Origin of the sequence: Rhodococcus sp. NCIMB 12038 (genome assembly GCF_002165735.1) — a bacterium.
Classification (GTDB): Bacteria; Actinomycetota; Actinomycetes; order Mycobacteriales; family Mycobacteriaceae; genus Rhodococcus_F.
Genome location: NZ_NHML01000008.1, coordinates 52515 through 68552, shown reverse-complemented (window position 1 = coordinate 68552; position 16038 = coordinate 52515). Strand labels below are relative to the sequence as shown.

19 protein-coding genes and 2 pseudogenes are annotated in these 16038 nt (G+C 66.2%); 8 read left to right on the top strand and 13 right to left on the bottom strand.

Features of this window, described 5'->3' with window-relative positions; translation table 11 throughout:
- Positions 1-34: 34 nt before the first annotated feature.
- Positions 35-1036 carry a triacylglycerol lipase gene (locus CA951_RS13715; RefSeq protein ID WP_256973559.1) on the top strand — a complete coding sequence of 334 codons (1002 nt, stop codon included), beginning with the start codon at positions 35-37 and terminating at the stop codon, positions 1034-1036.
- Positions 1037-2036: 1000 nt separating this feature from the next.
- On the opposite strand, the gene CA951_RS13710 is transcribed toward CA951_RS13715, so the two are convergent.
- The 3 genes and pseudogenes from CA951_RS13710 to CA951_RS44170 form a co-directional block, all read right to left on the bottom strand.
- Entirely contained in the window at positions 2037-2984 is a 948-nt protein-coding gene (locus tag CA951_RS13710; RefSeq protein WP_087557360.1) for a carbohydrate kinase, read from the bottom strand.
- On the bottom strand, positions 2984-4387 hold the full coding sequence (locus tag CA951_RS13705; RefSeq protein WP_087557359.1) for a sugar porter family MFS transporter: 1404 nt from the start codon (positions 4385-4387) through the stop codon (positions 2984-2986). The genes CA951_RS13710 and CA951_RS13705 overlap by 1 nt, the downstream gene beginning before the upstream one ends.
- 666 nt (positions 4388-5053) lie before the next feature.
- Positions 5054-5295, bottom strand: a pseudogene (locus CA951_RS44170) (MFS transporter).
- Between CA951_RS44170 and CA951_RS44165 the strand changes: the two are divergent.
- The 4 genes from CA951_RS44165 to CA951_RS13675 all read left to right on the top strand — a co-directional run bounded on the left by CA951_RS44165 (position 5245) and on the right by CA951_RS13675 (position 6789).
- Positions 5245-5718 (top strand): hypothetical protein, encoded by a 474-nt coding sequence (locus CA951_RS44165; RefSeq protein WP_256973709.1) that lies wholly within the window; start codon positions 5245-5247, stop codon positions 5716-5718. The pseudogene CA951_RS44170 and the gene CA951_RS44165 overlap by 51 nt on opposite strands.
- Before the next feature lie 38 nt (positions 5719-5756).
- A complete protein-coding gene (locus CA951_RS13685; RefSeq protein ID WP_087557357.1) occupies positions 5757-5993 on the top strand; it encodes a hypothetical protein in 237 nt (78 codons plus the stop codon).
- 20 nt (positions 5994-6013) lie between these two features.
- Positions 6014-6280, top strand: coding sequence for a hypothetical protein (locus tag CA951_RS13680; RefSeq protein ID WP_143543050.1), 267 nt, complete (start codon positions 6014-6016; stop codon positions 6278-6280).
- A gap of 65 nt (positions 6281-6345) precedes the next feature.
- The gene (locus CA951_RS13675) at positions 6346-6789 is read left to right on the top strand and encodes a hypothetical protein (protein ID WP_143543049.1); all 444 of its coding nucleotides are present in this window, start codon (positions 6346-6348) and stop codon (positions 6787-6789) included.
- A 478-nt stretch (positions 6790-7267) separates the two neighbouring features.
- On the opposite strand, the gene CA951_RS13670 is transcribed toward CA951_RS13675, so the two are convergent.
- The 5 genes and pseudogenes from CA951_RS13670 to CA951_RS13650 form a co-directional block, all read right to left on the bottom strand.
- Positions 7268-7849: an AAA family ATPase gene (locus CA951_RS13670; protein ID WP_087557354.1), complete on the bottom strand. Its 582-nt coding sequence runs from the start codon at positions 7847-7849 to the stop codon at positions 7268-7270.
- Positions 7846-8220, bottom strand: coding sequence for a ParD-like family protein (locus tag CA951_RS13665; RefSeq protein ID WP_256973558.1), 375 nt, complete (start codon positions 8218-8220; stop codon positions 7846-7848). The genes CA951_RS13670 and CA951_RS13665 overlap by 4 nt, the downstream gene beginning before the upstream one ends.
- Before the next feature lie 117 nt (positions 8221-8337).
- Positions 8338-8652 (bottom strand): hypothetical protein, encoded by a 315-nt coding sequence (locus tag CA951_RS13660; RefSeq protein ID WP_087557353.1) that lies wholly within the window; start codon positions 8650-8652, stop codon positions 8338-8340.
- 140 nt (positions 8653-8792) lie between these two features.
- Positions 8793-9317 (bottom strand): ester cyclase, encoded by a 525-nt coding sequence (locus CA951_RS13655; protein WP_087557352.1) that lies wholly within the window; start codon positions 9315-9317, stop codon positions 8793-8795.
- A 169-nt stretch (positions 9318-9486) separates the two neighbouring features.
- Positions 9487-9606 (bottom strand): annotated as a pseudogene (locus CA951_RS13650) (transcription antitermination regulator); the annotation flags it as partial.
- Between the two features lie 865 nt (positions 9607-10471).
- Between CA951_RS13650 and CA951_RS13645 the strand changes: the two are divergent.
- Positions 10472-11008, top strand: a complete 537-nt coding sequence (locus CA951_RS13645; protein ID WP_179220198.1) for a YceI family protein — start codon at positions 10472-10474, stop codon at positions 11006-11008.
- A gap of 44 nt (positions 11009-11052) precedes the next feature.
- On the opposite strand, the gene CA951_RS13640 is transcribed toward CA951_RS13645, so the two are convergent.
- From CA951_RS13640 to CA951_RS13625, 4 genes are all read right to left on the bottom strand, one after another.
- Positions 11053-12069, bottom strand: coding sequence for a zinc-dependent alcohol dehydrogenase family protein (locus CA951_RS13640; protein ID WP_087557350.1), 1017 nt, complete (start codon positions 12067-12069; stop codon positions 11053-11055).
- A 205-nt stretch (positions 12070-12274) separates the two neighbouring features.
- A complete protein-coding gene (locus tag CA951_RS13635; protein ID WP_087557349.1) occupies positions 12275-12742 on the bottom strand; it encodes a hypothetical protein in 468 nt (155 codons plus the stop codon).
- 61 nt (positions 12743-12803) lie between these two features.
- Entirely contained in the window at positions 12804-13013 is a 210-nt protein-coding gene (locus CA951_RS13630) for a glyoxalase (protein ID WP_087557348.1), read from the bottom strand.
- A gap of 117 nt (positions 13014-13130) precedes the next feature.
- Positions 13131-13445 (bottom strand): hypothetical protein, encoded by a 315-nt coding sequence (locus CA951_RS13625; RefSeq protein ID WP_087557347.1) that lies wholly within the window; start codon positions 13443-13445, stop codon positions 13131-13133.
- A 299-nt stretch (positions 13446-13744) separates the two neighbouring features.
- On the opposite strand from CA951_RS13625, the gene CA951_RS13620 reads away from it, so the two are divergent.
- Entirely contained in the window at positions 13745-14236 is a 492-nt protein-coding gene (locus tag CA951_RS13620; RefSeq protein WP_087557346.1) for a hypothetical protein, read from the top strand.
- Positions 14237-14713: 477 nt separating this feature from the next.
- Positions 14714-15121, top strand: a complete 408-nt coding sequence (locus CA951_RS13615) for a hypothetical protein (RefSeq protein ID WP_143543048.1) — start codon at positions 14714-14716, stop codon at positions 15119-15121.
- Between the two features lie 102 nt (positions 15122-15223).
- Here CA951_RS13615 and CA951_RS13610 read toward each other — a convergent pair whose 3' ends face one another.
- On the bottom strand, positions 15224-15949 hold the full coding sequence (locus CA951_RS13610) for a hypothetical protein (protein ID WP_256973557.1): 726 nt from the start codon (positions 15947-15949) through the stop codon (positions 15224-15226).
- Between the last annotated feature and the right edge of the window lie 89 nt (positions 15950-16038).

Here is a 16038-nt window from a genome sequence, read left to right as displayed (position 1 = left end):
GGATAGGACGAGGATCGGCAGGATGCGGGCACAGATGAGGTGCATTGCCGTGGCAGTGGGTGCGGGGTTGGCCGCGAGCATTCTTGTGGCGCCGGTCGCGGCGGCGGAGGAGGTTCCGGACCTGCCTGGGGCGAGCTCGGTGTGGCAGATACCGGACCGGGTCGGTCCCGCCCAGAGCGCGCATCCGGATGCCGCCCGGTATGCGCGGCAGCACCCGGGGTCGGTTCCGTCCGGTGTCAACGATTTCATCTGTGCCCCGACCGGGGAGCATCCGAGGCCGGTGGTGCTGGTGCACGGCACGGACTCGAACGCGTACTCGGATTGGGCGGCGCTCGGTCCGCGACTGGCGGCATCGGGCTACTGCGTATTCGCGCTGAACTACGGCGGCGAGCCCGGAGGCGACAACTACGGAACCGAGGACATGGCGGTCAGCGCCGGCCAGCTGGCGCAGTTCGTGGCCGAGGTCCGCGGCGCGACCGGGGCGAACGAAGTCGACATCGTCGGCTACTCGCAGGGAGCGACGGTGGCTCGCTATTACGTCAACCGGCTCGGTGGTGCGGCGGCGGTCGAGCAGTGGGTCGGTCTCGCCTCGCCCACCTACGGGGGCACCCTGTTCGGTCTCGTACCGGTCCTCGACCAGACTCCCGGCGGCATGCAGTGGGCGAAAAGGGTGCTGTCCCCGGATTTGGTCTCGCCCGCGCTGGAGCAGCAGGCCCAGGGCTCATCGTTCCTCGAGGACCTCAACGGTGGGGGAGACACCGCCGCGGGAACCCGATACACGACGATCGGCTCATGGCTCGACGAGGTCATCCAACCGGCGACCAATATCGCGCTGCGCGACCGGTCGGCGACGAATCTGATGATCGGGGACCTCTGCCCGCTCAACCAGTCCGGCCATTTCCGGATGCCCTATGACGAGTACACCCTGCAACTGGTGATGGGTGTCCTCGATCCCGCGCAGGCGGTGACACCGCCCCGCACCGCGGTCCCGGCGGGCACGGGGGTACTGGAGATGATCCTCACCGAGAACTTCTGACAACGGCGGCAACGGAATCGCACGACGTGTCGCGACACTGGCGGTGAGGTTGCGATGACATGACGATCCGCGAAACGAACTGTCCCAGAGAATCTCCGTGAGACGAATACCGCTGGGAATAGGCCCTTCTCTTCACAGGGGACTGCGGAGGTGCCGCTCACGGTCGTGGAGGGTCAGCCCTCGGCCGCGGAGAGGCGGGCGGCCTCGTCGAAGGGGGAGGCGTCGGGGGTCTGGCTGCCACTGGGAGCAGCCGCGCCGGCGTGCAACGGGGGTGAGTAATACCCGCGGCGATGCGGGGATCGTCCGCGCTGTAAGGGAATGTCGAGTATTCGTTAGTCGCCGGTGATGGACCACCTGCCGCAGATCCCGGGGATACGGGGGCTTGCATGCCAACAGTGTCATGGCCTGCTCCTCGCCCGGACCCGGCGATGCCTCGACTGTTCGTGGAGATCAAACACCCGCTCGGCCAACCGATGTTCGCGTGTGCCAGGGCATTGCTGGCCGCCGCGAGGCGTCACCCCTCGCACCCCTGCGTTACCCTCGGTGGAAGGTGATACTGGTGTGCCAGCCTGCGGAAGCAGCGGCGGTAAGAGCGAAAGCGGCATCTGCAATCGAACGTCGCGGCCGGCCTCCACCTCGTTGGGCTCGCCCTGCAGCGTGGCGTGCTCGCACAACCCTGACCTGAGCTCGCCGTCCCGCATCGGCTGGGGGACATCGCTGGTCCCAGTGCCTGGGTGAGCTCCGCGACCCTGTTGTGTGCGGTCGCCCGCGACCACGTCGGCGACAGCGGATGCGCGGTCAGCTCGGGTTCAAAGCCGAGCTTCGCCTTGACTGCGGCCACAGGCCGGGAACGCGGGTGCCGAGTTCGCCGCGGACGTTGGCGGGGGTGTGGCCGTGCCGGATGAACAGCAGCTGCACATCAGGTGATTCCTCTCGTGAATGGGGTTGTGCATCAACGCCGGTACCCAAGCATGGCGTCCTCGGTGACCGCGACGATCGTTCAGGTGAGGGCCGGGTCGAGCGCATGAAGCGCGTGCACTTCCGCCCGGGAGGGCGTGTACGCGCCGGATCGGCTGACCGTCAACGCACTCGTGTGTATCGCGCGGAGCAGTGCGGGTTGGACATCGGGCCAGTCCACAGCCGCGAGTCGATCCCGTGCTTGGGGTGAGCCGAGCAGGCCCGCGTCGAGTAGTCCGGAGAGTAGTCCGGCCATGAAGGAGTCTCCGGCACCGACGGTGTCGCCCACGGTGACCGGTGTCTGGTCGATGTGGAGCATGTCCCGGTTGTGAGCCAGTCGCGCGTAGGCGCCCCAGGATCCGCGGGTGACGACCACCATCGCTGGTCCTGTCTTCACCCACCGCCGCATGATGTTCTCGACCGGCACGCCCGGGTAGAGCCAGTCGAGGTCCTCGTCGCTGGTCTTCACCACGTCGGACAGTGAGACCAGGTGCTCGACGCGGTCGACGACGGTTTCGGGCGAATGCATCAGTGCGGGACGGATGTTCGGGTCGTATGACACGGTACCGAGGAGCCGCATCCGTTCGGCGGCAACGACCACCGTCGAGCCGCCTGGTTCGAGGGTGGCGGCGATGCTGCCGGTGTGCAGATGCCCGAACGGTTCCAGGTCCGGGAGTTGCGGGACCGCCCAGTTCAGGTCGAACTCGTAGTTTGCGCGTCCGTCCGCGTCGACCTGGGCGAACGCGACCGACGTCTTGTGTGCGGAGTCGGTTCCGGGCGTGATCTGCACGCCGGCGGACTCCGCCCACTGTCTGAGCAGATTTCCCCGGGGGTCTTTGCCCCAGTGGGAGCAGATGCTGGCCGGGTGGCCGAGTGCGCCGAGTCCGACTGCGACGTTGAGGAGGCTGCCGCCGACGTGTTCCTGAGTGGACCCGGGCCTGGTGACGACGTCGATCAGTGCTTCGCCGAGGCTGAGTACGCGGCTGGTCATCAGTGAGCCTGTACCGAGGTCGGCTGGTCCGGGCCGTGGTCGAGTGCGACGCCGAGCTTGGCCTCCATCTCCTCGAGCGGCACACCCTTGGTCTCGGGCATCACCTTCAGCACCCAGATCAGCTGACCGACCATGGCGAGGAAGAAGATGCTGAACGCGGCGCCGGCACCGAGGGCACCGATGATCGGCGGGAAGGCGAACGAGGTGATCGCGGCGAACACCCAGTGGGTCAGGCTGCCCAGCGACTGCCCCTGACCACGGATCCGATTCGGGAAGATCTCCGAGAGGAATACCCAGATCACCGAGCCCTGGCCGACGGCGTGGGCGGCGATGAATCCCATCAGCCCGATCAGCACCAGTATCGACGACGTAGAGGTGAACTCCCCACCGCGCGCATTTTCGTAGTAGAACATCACGGCGGCAAGGAATCCCAGGGACATCAGGTAGCCGATCGAGCCGACGATCATCAGCTTGCGCCGGCCGAGCCGGTCGATCAGGCTCAGCCCGACCATGGTGGCGACCAAGTTCATCGCGCCCACCCCGACGCTCATCAGGAACGCGGCGTTCGTGCTGGCGCCGGCCTCCTGCATGACCCGTGGCGCGTAATACAGGACCGCGTTGATGCCCGACAACTGGTTGAAGACGGCGATCGCGACGGCGAGCAGGATCACCTTGCGGTGCCCGCGCGTGAAGAACGGCACCTTCGTCATGTTCGCGGTGGCCGCCAGGGACTCCCGGATCTCACTCATCTGGAAGTCGACGTCGGCTTGGGTGGCGCACAGGCGCTTGCTCGTTGCGGTTGCGTCGTCCCATCGACCATTGGCGGCCAGCCAGCGCGGCGTTTCGGGAACGGTCGGCAGCATGAGGACGAACACCAGTGCCGGAACGATCATGACGCCGAGCATCCAGCGCCAAGCATTGTCGCCGGGGACCGCCGCGCGGATGACGGCGTTGGATGCATAGGCGATGAGGATGCCGAGCACGATGTTGAATTGCACCAACCCGACCAGGCGTCCTCGGTTGGCCGCGGGGGCGATCTCGGCGGTGTAGATCGGTGCACAGACGCTGGCACCACCCACGCCGATGCCACCGATGAACCGGAACAGCATCAGAATTTCGACGTTCGGGGCCAGGGCAGCCCCTACGGCGCCAAGAACGAAGAGGACGCCGATCACGTAGAGCGCCTTCTTGCGGCCGTATCGGTCTGCCGGCCGGCCGGCGACCAGAGCGCCGAGGATCGTCCCGATGAGTGCGGTGGTGACGGTGAAGCCCAGCTTGGCATCGCTGAGCGCGAACACCTGCTGGATCTGTTCCTCCGCACCGGAGATGACGGCGGTGTCGAATCCGAAGAGCAGCCCGCCGGTCGCGGCGACTATGGCGCTGCGAACAACTATGGGTTTCACGAGATGCCTACTTCCTCTTGCGGTTGAAATATCATGGAAAAGATGGATTTCCGCGCACAGCGCGACGGGTTGGGCACCCACGCCATCACCCGTCGGAGGCGATCACCGCGAGGTCGAGTGGCTCGGAACCAGAAGCGCCCTGCGTCTCGACCTGGATCTCGTGACCGCTGCGGTGACACCCTGCTCCAGCGATTCCGCCGCCAAGTGTGCGATGCCCGTAGGGCACGAGGTTGCGGCTACGAACTTCATGTCACGCGCCTTTCATAGCGGTTCACTGTCGCAGCCGGGGCGACGACCGATCGAGGCGGCCCTGCCTGGTTCCTGCGTCGCTGTATCGATGAGCCTGCGGACAGTTATAGCTGTGACGTGGCTCTCATGTCAACATATACGGGCCTAAACGCATACATTCGGGCACCAATGAGCAGATCAAAACAACACGCCGAAGTGGTCGGCGGCCTGCAGTGCGATCACCTCCGCGCCGGTGAGAGCCGGAGTTCCGGGCGCGCGCTGCCTGGAGGGGCGGACTCTGCGCTGGTGCGACTGTCTGCCCAAAATCCTCAGGCGTGCGCGTGAAACTGTTGGCCCGGAACAGGATGCGGCCGGCGGGGCGGCCACCACCCCACAGCCTCAGCCCGCACAACTGGTTGGTGTTGGGCGAAAGTGCTCTCAGCGCAGCCCGATGTAGATCTCGCCGGTCGTGACGTCCTCTTCGAGCGCCTCGAGGGAACGGCCCCGCGTTTCGGGCACCTTCGTCCACACGAACACAAGCGCCGCCACGCCGATGACGGCGAACATGAAGAACGACCCGGCGATGCCGATCCCTTGACGAGCGGCGGGAAGAACAGCGCCAGGATTCCGTGGGTGGTCCAGCCGAACAAGACCGAGATCCCGATCCCGAGGCCGCGCATGTGCAGCGGGAAGATCTCCGCCAGCCACACCCACACGTGGTCGCCGTAATCGGCGGGATCATCGCGCTTCGTAACATGGACCGGCTGGACCGGCGCAAGACCTCCCTCATCGGTCACTCGTTCACCACGATCTGCCACTGCCTGAGGGGCGCTGCCTCGATCCTGTTGCCGCGCATCGGCGGTCATATGGTGCACATTCTCAGCGACGGATCCCACCGAGGCAGCTGGGGCGCGTGTGACGTGAAGACCTCGAACTGGATGGCCGGTCCGACAGGATGTACGTGGAGTACGACTATTGATATGTACTTTACGTATCGGGAGGTGTGGGATGCCGGAGAATCGGACACGGCGGAAGGTGATCAAGGCGTCGGCTCCGAAAAGCGGGGGGACCGCGCGTGGTGGCCGGTCGTGGTCACCGGCTGAGCGCCGCCCACCCCGCAGGTGCAAGTCGTGGCGCGGGGGTGGCTGGCGAGTTCGTGGAGTACGTGACCCGGAATGCGCCGCGAGGCGAGTGGGCGCTGATCGCGAAGCTGATTCTCGATGAGGCGTTCGCCGACCCAGTGAGAACTCGTGCCGAGGACCGGGCGGGGGCGGCGGCCGAACGGCGGCAGTCGTTGCGCGAGCAGGTGGCTACCCTCAAGGCCGGGGAGGCCGGTCGGGTGCTGGCACCGCGGGCGGGGAATCGCGGACCCTTGTGAAGAAGTTGCGGGACGAGGGTATGTTGCTCGGTTTGCCGCTGGGACGGCGCCCCGATTATCACTACCCGGCGTTCCAGTTCGATACGGTGCACCACCGGGTGTGGCCGATCGTGGCGTACGCGAACAGCAGGTTGGGGGCTGCCGAGGATCCGTGGGGGGTCACGTCCTGGTGGCGCACCCCCTCCGACGTCCTCGACGGCCGAACCCCGCTGCAGGACCTCGAGGACGGCGATCTGACCGAGATCGCCGTCGACAACATGATCAGCGCGGCCGAGCGGGGAATGTAGGGGGTGGGGGCCTCCAACGGCAATCCGGCGAACATCGCCACCCTCGCGGCGGGAACACCGGTGTGGTGGGTGCACTGGACGCATCGGCGTATCCTCCGAACGCGTTTGGGCCGCAGCAACATCGCGCCCGGGTCGATGCCCGTACCCTCGACGTCCGCGCGACTGCTATGCCGGCGCAGGGGCGGTTCGAGCCGGTCCACGACCCGGCCGTGTGCCCGGGCGGGGCCGCGCTGGGCGGTTACCTGTATCTCGGGCTGTCCGTGGGTGCGGTGGTCGCCGAAGGCATCTTGCGTGGCCAGGACATTCCACCGGACTTGATCATCCGAAAGCGGCTCTTGGCCGGCAAGTCCTTGACGCAACTCGTGCTGGACGACGACGTCGACATCGCAGTCCTGGACGGGCAGCGGAACCTGATCCGGCTCGGCCAGGATGCCTCCCTGTCGGCGTGCACCTGGCGGGACTACGGGCAGACTCGTCGGACCGCGACCTCCCGTGGGCCCGAAGAATGAAAAGAATCGGTGCCGGTATGTCGGCTGAAACTCTTACGTTGCTCAACACGTGGCGGAGCGGTTGTTCTTCTCTGGGACGCGATCAAGGTTCCCGGGCTCGCGCAGTTTCCTGCGGATATCGAGGCGATGACCGGTCTCGACGATCAGGGGCGCCCGGTGGAGGCGTAGCGGATGGAGTGGTCGCTGTGGTGCGTAGTGACACCCGGCCGGTGTTCTCCGACGGTTGCGAGTTCTTCGGGTTGGCGTGGGGCGTCGAGATCGACTACACACCGGCGAACAGCTCGTGGTGGGGCCGGTTCGAGCCCGGTTCACCGCGCTGCGGTACTTCGCACTCGACGGCATCGACCGCATCAGTGACAAGGAGTAGGACAGCATGATTCGCCGCGACATCATCTGGGCGGCACAAGCACGCCGCCGACGAGACGCCCCGCCAGATCGTCACCGAGGCACAGGTTGCCTGATGCGGCACTGGCAGAGGCTAGCTGTCCGCGCGCAGGGCCGTCGGGGTCCAGGACGGCCAGGTCGGGTCGTCAATCGGATTGCCGTTGGTGAAGCTTGCGACTAGGCGAAACGGGCGGGCTGTGGTGGTGTTGTCGTATACGTAGGCTTGGTCGGCGTCGGCGATCGCGGCCCGCAGTAGGGGCCACAACCGCTTAAACCGGGCCCGGATCTTCTCCTCGGGTACGTGGTGGCCTCCGTTCGCCACGCGGTCGACCACGCGCGCGACGGCCAATTCCTCCGGGATCAGGACCACGTGCAGGGTCACGTGAAATCCTGCCTGTTGGGCGTCGCGGAGCAGGTCGAGTTTCGATTCGTGGGAGAATACGGTCTCGGTGACGAACGATCGGCGTTGGGCGATCCGCTGTGCTCGTTGTTCGGCCGCGAGGGCGGCCGCTTCGTAGGCGTGGGTTGCTGCCTCGTTCGGCCAGCGTGCGGCGGCGATGACGTCTGCGTTGACGAAGTCCAGGTGTGTGACGGGACCGAGTACGTGTTCGTAGAACGTGGTCTTGCCGGCACCGTTTGGTCCGGCGATGGCGTGCAGGACGGGATCGGGGCTCAAGCGTCGGCCGGCCCGCCGTCTTGTGCGGGGTGCCGAATGATGTTCCCGTGTTGGTCCAGCTCGACGTAGGAACGGCCGGAGTGGGCGAACTGTTCTGTCAGGTTCAGTCCTTCTCGGCGCTCGGTGATGCGCTCGGTCCATTCGGCGCGGACGATCGCCTGTTGCCGGTCGGTGAGCTCGTCGTAGTCGCGTCGGCCGTCCAGCACGTCGGCGACGTCGCGGTAGGAAACGCTGTGGGAGGCCTCCAGTTCGCGGCCGATCCGCGCCCAGTGCGCGATCTGTTGCGCGGCGCTGCGGCTCATCCGTCCACCGACCAGTTTCGCCGATGCGTAGATTTCGTTGTCGATTCGAGTCGGGGATGTAGCTGCCATGTCGTGCACCTTCCTCTTGTTACCACTGTAGCAGTCTGCAACACCCTAGGTGGGTGTTGTGCCTGAGGTCACGTCCGAAGCGTTTCCGGGCGGGCCTGCGGTCGGCACCGGCGGCGGTTATGGGTGCTCTGTCAACCGTGCGGTGTGCCGTTTCGCCACGTCGAGATCGGTGTCGGCGATTCCGAGGGTGTCCTGGGCGGCGCGGAGGGCGTCGACGGCGCTCTCGAGCGTCTCCGGTGCGGTGGTCGGGTCGCCGAGCTCGTTCACGTCGAGTGTGTGCGCGTCGAGGTCTGCGTAGGTGCGCTCGAGGTCGAGGAGGGTTCGGCGTAGGGCGTGCAGCGCATCCCGGATCTGGGTTACCTGCTCGTCGAGGTCGGCGAGGGTGCCGGGTTGCTGGGGTACGCCGGCTGTTGGTTGGTCGTGGTCGGTCATGCGATCACTCCGTCTGTTGTGAAGGACTCGGCCGTCTCGCGCGGCGGCCCGCTCGATACCTCGGTAAGGGACCGCGCTCGTGATGACACGTTCTGTGCTGGGAGGATGACGCGCCCCGGGGTTGCGGGGCGTGCGGTGGCTCAGGAGCGGGTGAGGCGGGATCTGAGTTTGTGCATGCCGACCAGGACTTTTTCGGTGGTGCTTCCGGGTGCGGGGAGCAGGCCCAGCTGCGTGGCGATGTCGTTCATGTTGCAGATGATCCGCAGTGTGGCGATTTTGCCGTCGCGGTATTCGTGGATGTCGACGCCGTCGAATTCGATGTGTTTGCCGGTGGCGGGGAAGCCGGGTGGGTCGAGCGGGCCCTGGTGAGTGGCGGTCGCTTTCCACCAGTAGGCGGCGCGGGCGCCGTCACCGGCGATGTGGGGGCCGGCGATCAGCTCGAAGGTCAGGTCGGGGAACGCGCGCCAGGTGTGGTCGAGGAATTCGCGGACGTCGGCTTTGCCGCGCATGGTCGTGGGCCAGGCGGAGTCGTCGTAGACGATTTCGTCGGTGAGCAACTCGAGGACCTGTGCCCGGTCGTGGGCGTTCCAGGCGTTGCCCCAACGCTCGACGAACTCGTCCACCCACGCGGAGTCGAATTTCTGCGCCGATGTCGGTTCTCCCATGCCTTCCAGGCTAGGGGGTTACGGGTCGGTTTTTCCGGGTGTGATGGTGCTGTGACCTAGTGTGATGCCATGTCCCCCGGTTTGTGATGTGGGGTGCCGGCGACCTGTTCGGGGAGGGCCGGCGTGGGGGTTCGGCGGGCGTGCGGGTTGTCTGTTTCGTCCGGTTTTAAGGTTGGTGGCCGTGCATCCGGGCGACGGGGTCGGACCACTGCCAGCGTTCGCCGTCGAGGTAGCGCCGGAAACTTCCGGCCTGTGGGGGTTCATTCGAGCCGAGGAACTCACCACTGATTTGCGCAGCAGGGTGGTGGTCCGGTCTCGTTGCCGGTTGACGACGCCGCGAGGGTCGGCGGTGATCACAGCGGGAATGGAAGTCCGCCCCGACTAGGGTCGTAACCCGTTGTGGAGTAACGATATACGGTATATATGTCGGGTGTCGGGCTATTGGCGTTCGAGGGCGATGGTGTTGAGGAAGACCCGGAAGCTTCCCGGGGAGGTGGTGGTTTCCCCAGATGTCGCGGAGGAGGAAGTCTTCGCCCGCGGCGTGGATCAACCCTTCCCGGACGGGTTCGGTGATGGCGGCGGTGTGTCCGAGTGTGAGGAGTGCGGTTTGGTGGGGGTGGCCGAGGCGGGCCCAGAGTTCGACGTAGCTGATGGTGTGGGGGAGGGCCTTGGTGGTGGGTGTCCAGTAGGTGAAGGTGAAACGGCGGATCAGGGCGGTGCCGGTGGCGTGCGTGGTCCGTAGTTCGAGGTGGGTGAAGTCGTCGATGCCGCGTTCGTAGAGTTCGGCGGCGGCGGTGGCCACCGCTTCGGGCTCCGGCCGCGAGGTGGGCAGGTCGAGTGCCAGTTGACTCATTCCCATCCGTCCACCGTAGGGCCGCCGGCGGGTGCTTTGTGGGGAAGTCGGTGACGGTGGCCGAGTAGGGGAGGTGTCTGTGGGCGTGGACCCTGTGGCGTGGGTCATGGCCGGTTTCGTGGCGCAGGACGGTTTCCCGGATCGGGGGGCTGGGCCCGTTTGGGGGTCGGGTCAGGCCTGACCCGAATAGGCTCGGTGACATGGGTGTCGAGTACGAAGGTGTAGTCGTTCGAGGGAAGTGCAGGTCGGCGCAGGCGGGGAAAGCTCACGACGACGGCTCTACCGGGGCAGGGAGGTCATGATGACGGGTTCGGGTTCGGGATCGCGGTCGTCGGCCCGCTTGGTTCCGCCGGGTCGATATCTGATCGACCCGGCCGGCAGCAGCGTCCGGTTCCGCACCCGGCACCTGTTCGGGTTGGCGTCGGTGTCGGGTGAATTCAGCGTGACCGGGGGGTATCTTGCTGTCGCAATGCCGGTGGACGAGTCACGTGCCCATCTGGAGATCGCGACGGAGAGCTTCCAGACCGGTAACGCCCGTCGCGACGACGACGTTCGAGGTGCGAAGTTCCTCGATGCTGCTGCCCGGCCGGTGATCACCGCCGACGTTCGGCAGGTCGACGTCGACGGTGAGTCCATCATTGGCCGGGGGTTGCTCGACGTGGGGCCGCAGGCTGCCCCGTTCACGGTGACGGTCACGGGCGTGGATGTTCGTGGCGGTGGTGTTCATGTGACGGCGACATCCCGCATCGACCGCTACGCCCATGGCATCACTGCAGCTCGGGGGATGGCCGCCCGCTACCTCGATGTCGACATGAGCGTCGTGGCCAACCTCGACTGACCGGGCGCTGCGCTTCGACCCTTATGTGCGGTCGTAGGTTCCTCTCAGTCGAATACCAGGAGCGGTTTGCCCCCGTGGGCGGGTGCTTCGGCCAAAGAGACGGCTTCGCCGAACTTTTCGACGGGGATCGGCTGACCCTCCGGCACGCGCAGCACGCCGCTGTCGGCGAGCTGAAGTGTCCGGTCGATCGTTGCGGCCATCCGATCCTTCGGGGTCTCGGTCAACCAGCGGAACAGCCAGAACCCCCGAACGGTCTTGGTTTCGTAGATCAGTGAGCGCGCGAAGACGGGGATGGTGAGTTTGTCGGGATCGGTTTGGCGGTGCGTGGACAGCGCACCGTAGACGATCAGCTCACCGTGCGGTGCCAGCGCACGCGAGATGTCCGCACCCAGCTGACCGCCGACGCAGTCGATCGCCTTGGACACGCCGTCGCGGCCCGCTATGTCGGCGATCCGTTCGCGCACGTCCTCGTCCTCCGTGCAGATCACCGCGGTGCCGCCCAGCGCGAGGATGTCCTCGACTGCGGATCGACGGCGGACCACGTTGAGGGTCTTGAAGCCGGCGTGCGCTCCGAGTTGGATGACCGACTGGCCCACGGTGGAACCGGCCGCCGTCTGCAGGAGCCATTCACCCGGTCGAACATCGAGTTCGTCACCGGTCAAGATCACGGCGGTCAGTGGGTTGGCGAGAAGCTGGGCGGCAGTGGAATTGCTCATGCCGACGGGAACAGGCAAGACCCGCTCGGCTTCGGCAACGACATACTCCTGCCACGTGCCCGTGACTCCGATCGTGATGACGCGTTGCCCGGCCGTCAGACCGTCTGTTCCGCTACCGAGTTCGTCGATCACACCGACGGATTCGATTCCGGGTACGGTGGGGAACTCCGGGGTGAATCCGTATCGGCCGCGGATGGTGTGGAGATCGCTGGCATGGACGGGTACCGCTGCCACCCGGATCCGGACCTGCCCGGGTCCAGGCTCCGGAATCGGCCGGGCGTGCAGGTGCAGAACCTCGGACGGTTCACCCAGCGTGTCGGCAACGACCGACCGCATGGTTATCATCTCTCGGCGCTCCTTCAGTCGGATCCAGATCTCACGCGGGTTGCGGGTGCACCGCGGCGGCCTCGCCCTTTTGAAAGTCACGATTCGGATACGCGTGGCCCAATTCCAGCCCTCCAAGCTCTCATGCTGCCACCGCGGCGGAGTTTGGGCACCAGGCAACGTCGGACACCTCCGCTGCGGTGCCCGACGATGCCGAAGGCGGCCGTTAGGTGTTGTCCGCTGTTCGGGCGGTGTGGTTGCGGGCTTCGACGGCCGCGACGGTCTTGTCGAACGCTTTTCCCAGGACGGGTGTGCCGAAGACGCCGAGCACGGCCCCGAGCGCTCGTCCTTTCAGATTCTTGCCGTCACGGACCACGACGGCGTCGATGTCGGTGGTCCCGTCGGGTCGCGCGGAGAGGGTGTAAGTGTGGCCCGAGTTGCCGCCCCACAGGTTGGAGTCGGTGGTCGTCATGACGACACGGTGGGGATCGGTCCAGTCGTAGTGCAGGCGTTCCCAGGCCCCGCCCGAGCCTTCGGTGACGTCGGCATGATCGGTGCCGAGTTCGTGCACCTGAAGGTAGGCGTCGGCGCTGTTGCCGAAGAGCGCCTCGCGGCCGGGCCCGAAGTCGGTGAGTGCGTCGAGGAATTGTTCCGGGGTTGCGGTGGTGGTCTGGTGGAGATGGATCGTGGACATGATGTCCTCCTGGGTGGGTGTGAACGGCGAGGGGTTGACCGGTGGACGGTGAAGCGGGTGGCTAGACGGGCAGCTCCGTCCCGGCCTGCTCGGCGACCATGTAGGCGGCGTACCAGTGGGGCCAGTTCGGATCCTCTGCGCCGGTGCGCTTCTCGTGTTCGCCGTGAGCGATCGCGGCGCGAATCAGCGCACCGGTCAGGTCGGCGGCGCTACCGAATGTTGTTGCCGTGGTGATGACCGCCTCGTTGGCGCGGGTTTCGGTCGTGCTCATGGTTGCCTTCTCGGGGGTCTCAAAAAGTGGGGTGATGTCGGATGCGAGCCGTCAGCCCAGGGCGGGAGCGCTGTGCGCTGTTCTGATTTCCTCTGGGGGTAGGGCGGCGAGGCGGCTCTACATCTGGGTGCCGCTGGTCCAGCCGGTCAGGACCTGATCGAGCACGATGGTTTCGGCGCGCCGGTCCTGCCGCTGGTCACGCTGGCGGTCGTGCTGGTGTTGCTGCTGCTGCATGTCGTTGTCGCGGTCGAGCGGGCTGTCGTGGGTGACGGTGGCGACGGGCTGCGCGGGGACCGGCGCGGGGGTCGCGGTGGCGGCGCCGACCGGGACGAGACCGAGTGCGGCGGTCGCGGCGGCGACGGCAGCCAGCCGCTTCCACGAGAAGGTGCTGGTGGCGGAGCGGGCGATCGGGTGGAGCTGTGTGGTGCTCATGGTGGGTGTTCCTAATCCGAGTGCCGCGGGCCCAGCGTCTGCGGCTACTCGAACGGTGTCGGGCAGGGCGGGAAGCGTTACAGCGACCAACCCCGGATCGACTGTGATGTGGATCACGTTCGAAACGGGCTGCTCGTCGCCCTGCCGGTGCGGCTGCCTGCCATCCGCTCGCGATCCCCGGGGCGACATCGGCGCCGACAGATGCGCCGGGTTACCCCAATCGGGACCACGGTGCGTCAGGAGACGCGTCGGTGATTCATTGTCCTTTCCGAATCTTGCCTGTCCGTACGATGTGGTGGATGCGCGATCGGTTGAAGACTCAGGGCCCGCAGGTTCGCAACGGGTGGTTATGGCTCGGATGTGGGGTAATAGTGGTTGCTCTCCTCGTCACGGGTATGTTCACCGTTTCGCGGGTGTTTCACAACGACCCGTGCGACTCCGCTCTCCCGTTAGCGTCCGAGCTGGGACTACATCTTTCCGACGACGACGATGTCGTCTCCTGCGAATGGCACTCGAGCTTCCCGGACTCCTCCGGAACTGTCATGGTGCGTACTGCATCACACACCACGCGAGAGGCTTTGCTGGAACGGTCCGGTGTGAGGGAGGAGATTGACCGACGGAGAGTAAGTCTGGACGGCGGCCCGTTTCGCGAAGAGATGCGTAGACCGAACCTCGAACGCAGCGAGCAGGTGTACATAGCAACCGCACCTAATGGCCACCAGCTAAGAATCAGCTACGACGAAGGTGTGGAGTCCGGGTGCCTGCTCACCGTGCGGGCTATCCAGGTGTGACCACTCGTCCTTCGCCGCGTGCCGTTACCGGTTCGGCAATCGGGCGAGGCCTGGCGCCGAGCACCACGGGGCAGCGATCATCTCCGCCCGGAAGCGGAACCTTCACCGGCGCGAGGCCGGCGCCCAGCGCATGGTGGGCAGTGGGCGGCCGCATCCCGAAAGCGGATCGGCTCCCGGACACGTCTCGGCTCGGAGCAGATGCGGCATCGAACCGCGCCGAGTGAAAGGTGCCGCTAAGACCGGAAGGGGTGACAGCGCAATTCTCGGCGGTGTCGTCATCGAAAAGACTAACGTTCTCAGCGTGCCTGTTTCGGTTCTCGCCGCGCACCTGAGATGGTGGTCGGGTATGTACCGCCGATACGCGCCGACACCGGGGGAACTATGTCGTGGCACCTAGGGATGGTTCCGCCGGAAACATCCGACCTCGGTGCTATCGCGCACGGGCCCGCCATTTTGGCACGCAGCCCCGGTCTGCAGGTGGGGCTCCGAACAATCATCGCCTACAAGGGTGGACTGGAGATCGCCGTGGTGGTCGTCGCCACCGGCGCGCATGCGGACGTCGCCGAACGTCAGTACAGGGCGCCGGCCGAGATCGACCCGGTCACCGGGCGCCCGAACCCTCAACCGGTCCTGGGGGTGGCCTTCCGGTTCAGTGCCGCCGACGACTCGACCGAGCAACCATTTCCCCGCCGCAACACCGTCGCACGTTCGACGTCCGGCGTGTTCCGGCGCGAGTTCTTGTACACGACGAGTGAACTTCCGCGCTCAACCCTCGTTCGGTATCTCGTCGCATGGCCGCAGGTTGGGCTGTCCGCCACCACCGTCGAACTCACGCTCCCTGACCCGGACAACCTGCGTCGCCACATCATCCCCATGCCGAACTAGACGGGCACACCTTCCCCGGGGACCACAGTTGGACGTTACTGAGCCGCACCCGGGACAAAGCACACCGGCACAGCCTTGGTCGGCTGCAGGAGTGGCGAGGAATCATCTGGGGATGTCGGGCTCCGTCAGGACGAGCGTCCCCGGAGGGGACCGCAACTCCAGGTCGAGCAGCTCGGCGACGAGCCGGTAGCGTCCAGGTGCAAGGTCCTCGATGTCCGATCCCGGGTTGACCCGGAGGGACATGCGGTCGCCCGGCGCGAGGTCCGGCAGTCGTGGTGCGTTGGCGAAGACCTGCACCCCGGTTCCTAGTGGTTGGTCGTCCGGGCCGAGCGCCCATCCGCGGACGGTCATGTGATCGCCGACGTCGTTCGTCCAGAGGTGGTCGGCGGTATTGAGTAGATCGACCGACAATTCGGGCAGTGTGCCGGCCGTGGCGGTCTGCTCGGCCGGCCACCGCAGTTCCAGGCCCGCCCGCCGGGCTGCGTTGGACCGCCGCATCGGGACCGGTCCGGGATCGGTGCTGACGGTCCAGGCTTCCCCGATCCAGTGCAGGAACACCAGTACCCACGCGTTTCGCTGGTGTGGGTGCGGCGCTGCGAAGATCTCTCGTGGGTTGTCGATGAACTCCCAGCTGGGGAAGATCGGTCGCCATCCCTGACTGGGGAGATCGAGCAGATCGTCGGGAGAGCGCAGGGTGAGCTTCCGGCCACCGATCAGGTCCCACAGCGACGAACCCGGCGCTTCGAGCTCCGCCGGGTCGACTTCGAGGGAGCCGAGCCGAACCACATCCGGGTCTGACCGGTCCTCGTCGGAATCCGACCTCGTCATCATCGAATTCTCGCGCACTTGGCGCGCAGATCACGTCCGAATTCGTTTCGCTTCGTCCTTTGCGGTGGGCGGCGCCGACTGACACCGTC

Excerpts from the sequence above, each read along its gene's own strand:
- CA951_RS13610 (WP_256973557.1), bottom strand. The coding sequence starts at position 15,949 with ATGACGAGGTCGGATTCCGACGAGGACCGGTCAGACCCGGATGTGGTT.
- CA951_RS13660 (WP_087557353.1), bottom strand. The coding sequence starts at position 8,652 with ATGACCGACCACGACCAACCAACAGCCGGCGTACCCCAGCAACCCGGC.
- CA951_RS13625 (WP_087557347.1), bottom strand. The coding sequence starts at position 13,445 with ATGAGCACCACACAGCTCCACCCGATCGCCCGCTCCGCCACCAGCACC.
- CA951_RS13710 (WP_087557360.1), bottom strand. The coding sequence starts at position 2,984 with ATGACCAGCCGCGTACTCAGCCTCGGCGAAGCACTGATCGACGTCGTC.
- CA951_RS13655 (WP_087557352.1), bottom strand. The coding sequence starts at position 9,317 with ATGGGAGAACCGACATCGGCGCAGAAATTCGACTCCGCGTGGGTGGAC.
- CA951_RS13665 (WP_256973558.1), bottom strand. The coding sequence starts at position 8,220 with ATGGCAGCTACATCCCCGACTCGAATCGACAACGAAATCTACGCATCG.
- CA951_RS13630 (WP_087557348.1), bottom strand. The coding sequence starts at position 13,013 with ATGAGCACGACCGAAACCCGCGCCAACGAGGCGGTCATCACCACGGCA.
- CA951_RS13680 (WP_143543050.1), top strand. The coding sequence starts at position 6,014 with ATGTTGCTCGGTTTGCCGCTGGGACGGCGCCCCGATTATCACTACCCG.
- CA951_RS13645 (WP_179220198.1), top strand. The coding sequence starts at position 10,472 with ATGACGGGTTCGGGTTCGGGATCGCGGTCGTCGGCCCGCTTGGTTCCG.
- CA951_RS13715 (WP_256973559.1), top strand. The coding sequence starts at position 35 with ATGAGGTGCATTGCCGTGGCAGTGGGTGCGGGGTTGGCCGCGAGCATT.
- CA951_RS13635 (WP_087557349.1), bottom strand. The coding sequence starts at position 12,742 with ATGTCCACGATCCATCTCCACCAGACCACCACCGCAACCCCGGAACAA.
- CA951_RS13640 (WP_087557350.1), bottom strand. The coding sequence starts at position 12,069 with ATGATAACCATGCGGTCGGTCGTTGCCGACACGCTGGGTGAACCGTCC.
- CA951_RS13620 (WP_087557346.1), top strand. The coding sequence starts at position 13,745 with ATGCGCGATCGGTTGAAGACTCAGGGCCCGCAGGTTCGCAACGGGTGG.